General features: G+C 43.2%; 6 protein-coding genes. All 6 read right to left on the bottom strand.

Annotated features, from left to right (window positions below; translation table 11 throughout):
• Nucleotides 1–97: 97 nt before the first annotated feature.
• A complete protein-coding gene (locus OC25_RS18430; protein WP_052266306.1) occupies nt 98–2908 on the bottom strand; it encodes a glycoside hydrolase family 2 protein in 2811 nt (936 codons plus the stop codon).
• Nucleotides 2908–4341, bottom strand: coding sequence for a sialate O-acetylesterase (locus OC25_RS18425; RefSeq protein WP_245222061.1), 1434 nt, complete (start codon nt 4339–4341; stop codon nt 2908–2910). Before OC25_RS18425 ends, OC25_RS18430 begins: the two co-directional genes overlap by 1 nt.
• 113 nt (nt 4342–4454) lie before the next feature.
• Nucleotides 4455–6287 carry a sialidase family protein gene (locus OC25_RS18420; RefSeq protein WP_039479084.1) on the bottom strand — a complete coding sequence of 611 codons (1833 nt, stop codon included), beginning with the start codon at nt 6285–6287 and terminating at the stop codon, nt 4455–4457.
• A 125-nt stretch (nt 6288–6412) separates the two neighbouring features.
• Entirely contained in the window at nt 6413–7345 is a 933-nt protein-coding gene (locus tag OC25_RS18415; protein WP_245222059.1) for a glycoside hydrolase family 43 protein, read from the bottom strand.
• A gap of 253 nt (nt 7346–7598) precedes the next feature.
• Nucleotides 7599–8999 (bottom strand): glycoside hydrolase family 140 protein, encoded by a 1401-nt coding sequence (locus OC25_RS18410; RefSeq protein ID WP_039479082.1) that lies wholly within the window; start codon nt 8997–8999, stop codon nt 7599–7601.
• 2 nt (nt 9000–9001) lie between these two features.
• Nucleotides 9002–12163, bottom strand: a complete 3162-nt coding sequence (locus OC25_RS18405; RefSeq protein WP_052266305.1) for a DUF6298 domain-containing protein — start codon at nt 12161–12163, stop codon at nt 9002–9004.
• Nucleotides 12164–12261: the final 98 nt, after the last annotated feature.

The following is a 12261-nucleotide window of genomic DNA, read 5'->3' as shown; positions in this document are numbered from 1 at the left end:
TTTAATGTTTCTCCCGCCGATTTCACAAATTTCGCAGATAAAAATTCTCCTATCTGCGTTCATCAACGCTATCTGCGGGCTATTTTTTCTTGTTTTTCTAATTAGATTGCTTCGTCGTACCTCCTCGCAATGACGTGTTTGGATTAGAAAAATCAAAATACAAAGTCATATCCAACGCTCTCGCGGGTTCTTTTTCAAAATCGTAAAACACATGTTTCATGCCCATCGGGCCAGTGGTTTCTGGTTTTTGTGTTTTGGTACCAATGGCCGAAATTCCATTCATAAAAGAAATATCGCCATTCGGGAAAGTCGGACTCATGTTATCGTATTCTGTGTCTTTCGATTTCTTCGGGGTAAACAGCCTTAAAAAAACATCTTCCCGATCGGTTACTACCCTGAAATTTTGTGTCTTCCCAATAAAATCGCACCAGTACATATTGGCATAATAGCCTTTAAATTCAGGGTATTGCCACGGTGGTTCTCCGGTTGCCGAATCATTGTAATCTTTTTTCCATACGCCTAGTTGGGTGCCTTTCATGCGGTTTTTCCAAACACGGTATGGTCCGTTACCCTTGTAAGTTACCCCTTTCATTTCTGTTTCGGGATAAGAAAAATTTAAGCCAACGAAAGTGGTAAAATATGCCGAAGGGAAATATTTTACCTGCATTTTTAACCATCCTGAAGGATAAATAGTCCATTCCAGGGTGTTGTAACTATCTTTTCTGTCGAAGGTTGAAGCGATGACCAGGTTTTGACCATCCATTCTGGTCGTGAAATTTTTAAAGTTATTTACACCTTCCTGTAAAACCGGTCCGTTGTTAAATGGGATAATTCCTTTGGTATTCTCGACCTTTTGTAGCAGACCGTTTGTTTTATCGAAGGTTAACTGAATGCCATTAGTCGAAACTTCAAAAACCGTAGCCGATTGTTTGAGGTTCACTTTTGATGATCCGGTGGTTACAACCAGTTTAGCAGCATCATCTTTTGGTAGGCTGATCGGGAAACTCCAGGTAAATAATTCCTTGCCATAAACATCCTTAGTGGTTAGATACAGTGCATCGAAATTTTTCCAGTCTGCCGGAAGTTTGATTTGTAATTTTCCTTTCTCCAAAGGTTTAATATCAGGTGCATCTGCTTTGCCGGCTTTGAAATCTGTTTCGGAACCGTCGGTTTTCAATTTTTTTAACTTCCATTCAAAACTGCATTGGTTCAGGTTGGTAAAGGCATACCTGTTCTCGAGACGGAAAGTACCATCAAATGCAGCGGTGATTTCTCTTTTTTCGATAAATACCGGACTCCAAACTTCTTTAATGGTATAAAAACTACCTTCTTTTTCGTGGTATGGCCCTACAATCCCATCGGGACCATGGTTGCCATCAGTATCCAAAATGCCATTTTTATCGGTGCGTACCACAGCCTGATCTGCAAAATCCCAAAGAAAGCCACCAGCAGAAAGCGGGTTGTTCCACATTTGGTTCCAGTAATCTTCTATCCCAGCGCCATGGCCACCATCCCACATGCCATGCAGGAATTCTGTAGGCATTAATATGTTGTGCCCATGATCATAATTGCCGATACCGTAATTATACTCACGGTAATGCGTGGTTTCAAAGCCACCGAAAACCTCCCATGGATGGATTAACGGGCGTTTCTGTAGATCGTTTTCAGGGAAAAGGTGATCGAGTTCCCGGTTGTGTCCACCTTCGTTTCCATTGGCCCAAAATATAATGGATGGATGATTTTCATCTGCGGCCATCATTTCTTTAAATAATTTGGTGCCGGTGGCTGTGTTGTAGGTACCGTGCCATCCGGCCAGTTCGTCCATTACAAAGAGGCCAAGCGAATCGCAAACGTCGAGGAAATGACCGTCGGGCGGGTAATGCGACATGCGAACGGCATTCATGTTCATCTCTTTCATTAGCTGCACATCGGCAATACTGATTTTTTTACTGGTGGTACGGCCAGATGAAGGATAAAACGAATGCCGGTTTACCCCTTTAAATTTCATTTTTACGCCGTTAACATATACGCCATCGCGCTCACGGACTTCAACCGTTCTGAAACCTATTTTTTTGGTAAGGGTATGGAGCATTTTTCCATTCTTACTGAGCATAAAAGTAGCGGTGTATAAATTGGGGAATTCTGACGACCAAAGCGCCGGATTTTTAAAAGCTTGAGTTATGCTTGTTGTGCTACCGGTAATTTTAAAAGAAGCACTGCTGCCAAATTTATTTCCTTTGGCATCTGTTAACTGAACAGCAATTTTATCAGCATCGCCTGTAGTGAAAAGATTAGCCGTCAATGTTCCGTTAGCACGTGCATCGATTTGTATCCGTTCAATATGGCTTTGGGGTAAAACCTCAAGGTAAACCGGACGGAAAATACCGCCAAAAATCCAAAAATCTGCTTTGCGTTCGGCATTGTTAACCGATTCATTGGCAGAATGTTTAGCTACTTTTACTTCAAGTAAATTATCGCTACCCAGCTTAAGGAGTTTGGTGATGTCATATTTAAACACATAAAATGATCCCTGATGAATTTCTCCGGCCAGCTGGCCATTGATTTTAACCTCAGTATCGGTCATGGAGCCTTCAAAAACGATATTAATCTGTTTGTTTTTCCAACCAGCAGGAACATTGAATTTATACTTATAAAGTCCTTGTTCCTTGCCTTTATTTTCTTCTTTATTGAAACCGTAATTGTATTTTCCAAAACCTTGTAGCTCCCAGTTTGAAGGAACGGGAATAGTTGTCCATTTGCCCGAATTCATGCCTTCGGTACAAAAGAATTCCCAGTTTACGGTATGATCGTTCCCCGTACCCGATAGATATAATTTCTCTGTTTGTTGTGCCTTAGCCAGGCAAAACAGTAAAATAAAGCAAAGAAATAGTGATGATCGTTTTAACATTAATTGATTTTAAATTGCTGGGTTAGTGGATTATCAGTTCGAAAAGGTAAAGCGGGCAAGCCGTTGCTGTAAAAATTCCCCGAAGGGTTTTCTGCCCAGTTGTAACGTACCGCCTTAGGTTGCACCACTTCTTTGGCCGATACCCACACTTTGCCGGCTTTAATTTCTGCATTGGCGGCTACAAATTTCCCGTCAGCTCCAGCCAAGGTAAAGCCGCTAACAGGACCTGAAGCTTTTGCGTTTAAATGTTCGAAATCGAGTATGGCCTGGTTCGCTTTAAAAGTGACTGTTTGATAAATTGGACCTGAAAAATCTATTTTTTGGTGATAGGTTTTGGCTAAAGCCCAAAGTGCCAGGCGTCTGCCTACCTCCCATTTATAGGTTGGGTGTAAGTCACTACCATTATCGTTTAAATCGGATGTTGAAATCATTCCCGTATTCGGCAAACGTGAAATCTGTTCCTGTGCTTCCCAGAAAGCAGGTTCAGTTTCAGTAGTTGGTACTACTTTATCGCTTTTTTGTTTGCTGTAATCGAAAGGCGCAATCTGCACATAATAAAAAGGCAAATTACTTTCGCCCCAGGCTTTGCGCCAAAGGCTAATCAGTGTTTTCATTTTATAAGCATAGCTGATGTTTTCGTTTAAAAAGCAATTGGTTTCGCCCTGGTACCATAAGAAACCGTTGATTTTAAATTTGGTAAGTGGCTCAATCATAGGTGTATAAAATTTACCCGGATCGTTGCCTACTTTTTTGTCTTTAAAATAGGCTTCAGCAGCAAATGCCTTTTCCGAAATCCAGGGTTCGATGGCACTGCCGGGCACTGCAGAAGAAATTACCCCTACCGGAACACCCAGTTTTTGCTGCAACTCTTTGGCAAAGAAATAACCTACAGCCGAAAAGGCACGCAAGGCAGAATCTTCGGCTACACTCCAGCTTTTATGAATGGAATCGGGTTTGATTAAAGTTTTTCTGTTTACCAGGAAAATCCTGATCTGCTTGTTTTTGGCCTGTGCTACTTCATCAGCAGGAAAGCCCAGTTTTTCATTTTTCGGCTTCGGGATTTTAGCCAGTTTGCGCATGGCATACTCCATGTTCGATTGACCGGAACAAAGCCATACTTCGCCAACCAGAATATTGCTTAGCTCGATGGTATTAGAACCCGAAATGAGCATACTTTGCGGTTGTGCAGCTGTTTTTAATGGATTTAAAACTACTGCCCAGTTTCCGTTTTTGTCGGTAAGGGTCTCTTTTTTCTGCCCGGCGAAAGTTACGGTTACCCGCTCGCCCGCTGCTGCAAAGCCCCAGATATTGATAGCTTTATCGCGTTGCAAAACCATGTTGCTGGAGAGGATTTGTGGCAACAGGATTTTGGCGTTGGCGGAGAAAGAGAAAAATGAGAGGAAAATAATTAGTGCCGCAATTCCCGCTTGCACAGGAATCCTAATGCAATTAGCTTTAAGATTCCCAATCAAGTTGGGAATGACGAACGCGCTGGAAGGGTATGCAGCCAAAACTGCCAACTTTGAACTTAAAACTGCAAACTGCCTCATAATCCCTCCGTTTTTAAATATTTAATCAGATAAACTGCTTCTTTTTTCTCGGCCTCTCCTGCGTTCTTTAAATCGTAGGTTTGATCGGCTGGGGTGTCTACATCCGGGAAACGGCGTACATCGCCCGTGCGGAAAACAATGCGCGAAACATTGGCTACTGGCTGGAAAGCCAGACTGGTAAGTACATCTTTGCCGTTAACAGTAATGGTGTAAAAACGATTCGCCGTGGTTAGTTTTAGCTTAATATCGTAGGTTTCACCAGCTTTATATTTTAAGAAATTTTTGTAGCGCGCACCAGCTTTTGCACTTAGTACACCTGCGGTATCAAAAGTTAAACGCACGGTAGCCATACCTTTATCGTCTTGCAGCTCAATTTCCAGTAAACCGAAATTATCCTGCTTAGGGCTAACCGAAAAAGAAGTACTTAGCTTACTTGAGGCCGGAAATACGCGTTCGGCTTTTGCATAATCAAAAGGATCTTTGTCTTTTAGTACTAAATTGCCATCTTCTACCTTTACCGGTGCCCAAAGTGGACTGTAAATATTCCACAAAGCCAAAGCTTTGTCGGCAGGCATTTTACTGAAATCATCGTTTACATGGCTGTTAACCGTTGTGCTTACGGGTACCGGAATGCCTGAAACCCAGATATCTTCTTTATTCATGCTGTAGGTTACCCAAAGCTTCCCGTCGGCAGGTTTTCCGTTACCTTCTTCAATACCCCTAACGTATTGCGGACCATACGATTTATAATTGCCGCCATAACGCATTGGCGTGATTTCGCCATTTACCAATGAAAGGTCAGTATAATCCAAACCATTTTTACTTGTTGAGATGGCCAGTGGCCAGCGGTATTCGGATGGATTATATACGGTTGCAAAATGGCCATCACTGGTTTTTTGCCCCCAGATTTTGGCATTGCTGTTTACAAAACCAGGCGCACGGAATGCACTTTCAGGCCAGCTTTTACCATTGTCGGTACTGATGGCGGTTAAAGCGTTCTTCCATAGCCCCACTACACGACCATCGGGTAAATGATAGTAACTGAAGGCTTTGTATTGTTTTTGCAAAGTAATTAGCGGATCTTTCCGGTCGGCCTCTTCGTTCCATTGCTGGGTCATTAATTTATTCGCCAGCAGTTCGTTACAGGCTTCAATAAAAGCTTTGCTTTTGCTTTTGGTGTAGTATGGATATTTGGTATTCTTTTCAGAATAGCCTGGATTGTAATGGATGAAATAAATCGGGCCATACTTACCATCTGCCTGTATTTCGCGTACAGCCCGGCCAATGCCATGTCCATCATTGGGATCATCTTTGGCATCGAAACTAATGGCATAAAAGCCCAGTACCAGAAAAACATTTTTGGTCGAAACATAAAAACCCATTCTTTGGTGCATTACCGCATCGAGATCTTTGGCTACATCAGTACGTCCTTCTTTCGTGGTGCCATCCGGAATCCGGTAAACAGGGAAAATAACATCGGGTTTGGTCCAGGTGTAGCCATCTTTTGACGATTGCAGCAAAGTTTGTCCTGGCGGGATGCTTTCACCTACTTTATCGCTTAAATATTCTACATAAAAGCGGTTGTTCCAATAAGCCAGCATGGGTGCGTGGTTATAAGTCCAGCCAAAGTTCTCGGCCAGCTCTGGATGCTCACGGTTTGCACGGAAAGTTTGGATGCTGTGTACACCAACAACGGGTGTTAGCTGCCCGTGGTGATAATCGGCATTAACCAGGGTTTTGCCGGTATAGCGCACGGTATCCTGTGCCTGCACAGTAGATAGTGCCAATGCAAGTGGGATAGCTAAACCAAATATCTGTTGTATTTTCATTTTAATTTATGTTCTACGTCATTGCGAGTTTCCGATTTTTCATCGGAACGAAGCAATCTTGGTGCAGTAGGAATAAAGCCCCATCGTTGTAAGATTGCTTCGTCGTACCTCCTCGCAATGACGAATTACTTATTATTCAATAAATCTTCAATCACTTTCTTCTTCACTTTTAAAATAGTACCGTGTTTATGCCCTTCCGGTACTGAAACTTCGCTGGTTATATCTTTAAAGGCTTTAAAATCAGCTGTTTTCATGGTCGAATAGTTTTTTTGCCCGTAAGCGTCGAAATATATCAGCCAGTCTTTTCCGGTTTTTACCACAGTTGGCCCTTCGGTTAATTTCGGGCTAAAAGCTTCAGAAACATTCGTGTACGGGCCTAAAGCAGATGAGGCAAAAGCCACTTTTAAATTGCGGTTAGGCCGGGTATTGTCTTTCAAAACCAGTACATAATCTTTTGCTTCGCGTTTAACAATTACCGCATCAATTACACTAAATCCGGGATCGAGAAATAGTTTAGGCTGAGAAAAGGTTACAAAATCCTTTGTCGTAACCGAGTACATCCGGTGGTTGTTGTCCTCTTCTTCTATCCCTTTGGTAAATCGGAAAGGTATGGTAGATGCCCAGATAATTACATATTCTTTATTTTCTTCATCGTAAAAAAGCTCTGGCGCCCAAACATTCACGGTTTTAGGTTCGTTTTCCATTACCGGAATAAATTGCTGTTTACTCCAGTGAATGAGATCTTTAGAACTGGCATAGCCAAAACCTTTATCGCCTTTCCAGCTGCAAGTCCAAACGAGGTGAAAAGTACCATCAGGGCCTTGAACCATGGATGGATCGCGCAATACTTTTTGAGTTCCGACTGTTGGTTTTAAAAAGGTTTTGTTTAAATCGGTCCAGTGGTAAGCATCGTAACTGTACAGCAAGCGTAAGCCTTCTGTGGCTGGTTCGTGGAATGAGGTAAACAAATAAGCCTGTTTAGTGCAGGATGTTAATCCGCAAAGTGCCAGGCCTAAAATGGCTAAGCGTAAGGATGATATGAACTTTAATTTTAACACTTTCTTTCTTTATCGTGGTGCCAGATATAGCTATCTGGCACTTTTATTTGTTTCTTTTCAGCATCAGATGGTAACATCTGACGCCACGTTTACTTGCAGGATCGTCATTCCCGCGAAAGCGGGAATCTGAATACAAATGCCTTAAGATTCCCATCCGATAGCTATCGGATCAGGATGACGATCGCGATAGATTCTCTTAATGACAATCTTTTTTTGAGATTGCTTCGTCATCCTTCCTCGCAATGACGGTAATTTATATTTTCTCTAAAACCAACACCCAATCATTGCCATTTGCGGCTTCGCCAGGAGGGTTAAACTCATGAATACCTTTGTTTTCAAACTCACCAATTGGAGTAATTTTTCCGGTGCGTGGATCAAACCACGATGCTTTTACATCATCGCCATCAATTTTACCCATTTGTACTTTGAAATTTCTACCGGTGTAGGTATAACACATGGCGAAATCTTCGCCCCGGGTTGCTAAAATGCGGTCATATTTTTCGCCGTTTTGGCCTGCAATTAACGTTTGGTCGGGTACACGGTCGAAATAACTGTGCGAAAGCATTAATGCTTTTAAATATTGCATTTGGCTTGCACCTTCAGCATTCAAAGCAATATTCCAGGGATCTTTAGGGCCATATGCTGGTTTTTTATCGGTAAGCTTATACATCTGCATTACCGAATTATGGCCGTATGTATAACCAAAGGCGCCAGCAAAAACCGACCAGTAACCATATCTTCTCACATCTGCAGCTACCCAGCGTGGTTGTGTGGTATCGTGCAACCCTTGCGGAATATCTTCATACGAAGGCTCGCCATCAATAGTTGGTTTAGCCGGTTTTAATTTGTAATCGGCTTCAATGTATTTCCAGTTGTCTTCTCCGTAATGCAACTTTTCGTTCTTCGAAGTATCCTGCTCATAACGGCGGTGGCCGGATTGCACCATATCGAAATCACTCCATGGCGAATTGTGAAACCATTGCGAAGATGCTGTTCTTCCTCTTGGGTGAAAGGTAATGAGGTGATTCGGATCGTTTGCACGTAAGGTTTGTCCAATGGTATTCCAAACTTTCAATCCATCAGAACCTTTAATGTCGCCACCGTTTAACCAGATGATATTCCATTTTTCGCGGTATCTTTTGGCTAAAAATTCTGCATATTTTTTGGCCTGTGCTTCCTTTACTTTGCCAGCTTTAACATTGGTTCCCCAAACGGGCACCAGCGCCATGTAAAGGCCTTTTTCGGCGGCTTTATCTACAATATAGTCTACATGGTCCCAGTAATCGTAGGCTACAGAATCTTTCGGATTATTGCCCGGGGTAAGCATGGGTTTGGCTACATCGCCATGTACAACCGACGAATCTAAATACACATTGCGCGAGGGTACGTCATGCAAGACCATTACGTGGATCACATTAAAACCTTTCTGCTTCCGGTCTTCCAGGTAGGTTTCGGCTTCCTCGCGAGTTAATCTGCCAAACAGCAACCAACCAGTATCGCCTAGCCAAAAGAAAGGTTTGCCATCTCCAGTGGTTAGATACCTTCCATTTTCCGAAACCAGCAAGCTTTTATCGCCAAAATGTGGCTTTTCCTTACAGCCAAAAGCCAGCAGGGAAACCAGGGATAAAAGGAATATTTTAGATTTAAGGGTCATAACTAAATTTTGTTAATGATGATGAGCTCGTCGCCAGCACCAGTTTTACTGATTTTGGACACGGCATTTCCATTTATTTTCTCTTCTTTCAGCACTTTACCATTTTTTGGGTTCAATATTTTTACACTGAACTTTCCGGTAGCTTTACTCAGATCTAAACTTAATGCCTCAGCCGAAGCATTATATAACACATAAGTTTTTCCGGTATTTTCCAAACCATATTGTTTGGCATTTTTTCCTGCCGGAAGAAAAGGTTTGGTGCCCGAAATCAGGTTTAAAGTTGCTTTATCGATCAGATCGGCGTTGGACAATGAACCTCCTGCCATTAAAATGGCCCAGCCGAAACTATCGTAACTATCGCCCGAATAGATTACCGCTTTTTCCGGGAATTTGATTTTATACTCGGAAACGGCACGGTAAACTTCTTCAAAAGAGGTTTTCTTTGGTTTTAACAAGCGTGCATGCTGACGTGGCGCCAGACTTTGGCCACCTTGAGGCGCATAAGCAGTACCATCGGCCTGATAGTGCCAGTAGCGGATATCGATTAAATCAACCACATTGGCACGCTCCGGATCATCCAAAATCGCATCCTGCACATCTTTGGTTACACTCAGGCCAATAATCGGGTGTTTGCCAGTTTCTTTTTCCCATTCTTTAATGGTATCGATCCAGAACTGCACAAAATGCAAAGGGCCAGTAAACTCGGCACCAATAAGCTGGATAACGCCTGAATTGCCATCAAAATTTTCGAGGCATTTGCGGATATAGGCTTTATGAATGGCCCTGCGGTGTTCGTTGCTGATATCGTAAAATTGCTCGGCCATGAAAATCCGTTTATCGCCGGCATAGGGAACGGGTTCAGGAAAACCTGTGCTGTTGATGTTGTTGGCCGTACGCCATGGAAAATCAGCGTAGTGCGCACCAGCTTCGATAATGTTGTGCTGAAAATAATTTTCGTGAATGAGTACCAGACCTTTCTGGTCGGCCAGGTTAGCAAAGGTTTTTAAGCGATCCCAATACCATAGATTGTATTTGGTAATATCGTATTTACTTAAACCATCCCAGGCTTTATCTTGTCCGCTACGGGCAAAAGGAAGTTCGTAAAAAGGTGCCCAAACTTCGCCGTCCATCCTGCGGATACGTTCGTGATCGTCTCTTCTCCTATCGTACCAGAGGCCATAATTGTGATCGAGGATTTTTACCGGACCGTTTTGCATCGAATCGGTAATATCATCGAGGTTATCGGTTAAACCATTGCCCTCACGCCCGGGTACAAAACGGGTAATGTGAAATTTGGTGTTTTTTAATCCATAAGGACGGGCGCTTCCGTTCCACCAGGGTACATCTTGTCTGTCGCCGAGTACAATTTCATTTCCACGGGTTAGCCAGCCATTTTTAACAGCCATTACACCTGCAGTTTGTATGGTGTTACTACGATGGAAGCCTTCGCTGGTTACCAGTTTGGCCTGACCTTTTGCCGTAGGAATAGGATTTCTTTCGGTGGCCGAATCGATATACTCGGATAAGGTTAAAGCAGGTTTATAGGCTAATTTCGTCAGTTTCAATGCCACATCAACCGGTGGACTGCTCGATGCTTCTGTTTCAACCGGAAGTACAAAAGTTCTGGCATCTACACTATTACCTACTCTGTCTTTCAGCTGTGCGTAGTACAAACTGCGTGGCTGGATCTGCTCATTAGACATATCCCAATAACCATTGCCTGCAAATTGAGCCCAGGTACCAAAAGCCCAGTTTTGAGCAGTTGGTGGCTGATAATTGTCCATCCTGGCCGCACTGCATTGCCAAAAAACACTGTTGGCGGCACTCCATCCGGCTCCCTGACCATCCTGTCCGCGGTTTAAGTAACTTAGTGCCTGTCCGTCGATATTTACGATATCGAACAATACACCAGAAGCCCAGCTATCGTAAGCTCCGCTGAAAGAAAATGGCAGGTACGACTGGCATTGTACAAAAACATTTGGGCCGGGAGCGCAGAAACCCACCGCAAAATCGTGGTAGCCATATTCTGAATATAGCCTTTGGAAAAGTGTTTGTTGTCCGGTAGTTAAAAAGGTATAACGGCGTTCGCCACCAATTTCTGATATTGGCGCTAACGATTTACAATCCTCAACGGTAATTCTTTTGGCACTGGCCAGTACATTCACCGCCGAGCCTGCAAAGTGTTCGAAAACTACCTGGCGTACCCAGGCATCTTCCACATTTTCAAGGCAAATGGCTGTCCAGCGGTGGTATTCGTCTTTAATATTGTCTTTACGAAAATCAGATTCGAGTTTCAGGTTTTCTACGCCAACCTGTGCAATCCGGCCATTCCATTTGTATTTAGACACAGTTGCCCCACCAAATTTAGCGTCGAGTGCTGTGGTAATGGGCGCATCGAAAGTAATGGTCGATCCGTTGATGGCGGTAATTTTGCGGTCCCAGAAAATATCCCTGGTGCCGGGTTTCCAACCTAGAGCGCTTTCACCTCCACCAAACTCAACGGTTTTAAGCGTTTCAATCCATTCTTTTGTAGATGGACGTTGAATAGTAATCCTATCGCCCACTTTAAAACCACCGGCGTTAGCTAAGGCAAGCTGAGTAGCGTTTACAGGTACATAAGCATCCGTAATAGCCACTGCTGCTTCCTGTATCTTATCATTTTTACCCAAAATCCTGATTACGCCGATACGATCTAAACCGGTGGCGAAAATCTTGGTTCCATCTGCTCCCATTCCGCTGCCCCTGATGATGACACCTGAAGCCGCTATTTTTAAAGTGCCTGCAACCTGATAAGTTCCTTTTTCCAATAAAACAGCACCACGCAAGCCATCTTTGCCCGGCTGCATAGCCGAAACCATATCAATGGCCCGTTGGATATAAGCTGTGGCGTCACCTTCAACCAAAGGAACCACAATTTTAACCGTTGCTGTAGGAATGTCTTTTTCACCAGCCATATAACCGGCATAAGAAAAATCGGGAATGCGGTTGCCCTGAGCATCGGACGTGTAAGCCATTTTACCATCTTTCCCTTTAAAAATAGGTTTAGGTGGCTCAACTGGCTTGGTTTTCTGGCCAAAGGATGCATGGCTAATCAAAAAAGCGATTACCAGGATTGGTAAGGTTTTGAATGGCTTTGCCTTTAATATATGGTTAGTTTTTGGCATTTATGTTTTTGTTATTATTCCGTCATTGCGAAGTACGAGGCAATCCTACTACTGTAGCTTTCGCTTTAAGATTGCTTCGTACCTCGCAATGACGATTT

This window comes from Pedobacter kyungheensis (genome assembly GCF_000812965.1).
Lineage (GTDB): Bacteria > Bacteroidota > Bacteroidia > Sphingobacteriales > Sphingobacteriaceae > Pedobacter > Pedobacter kyungheensis.
The sequence above is the reverse complement of the archived record's forward strand: the minus strand, read 5'-3'. Positions and strand labels throughout refer to the sequence as shown.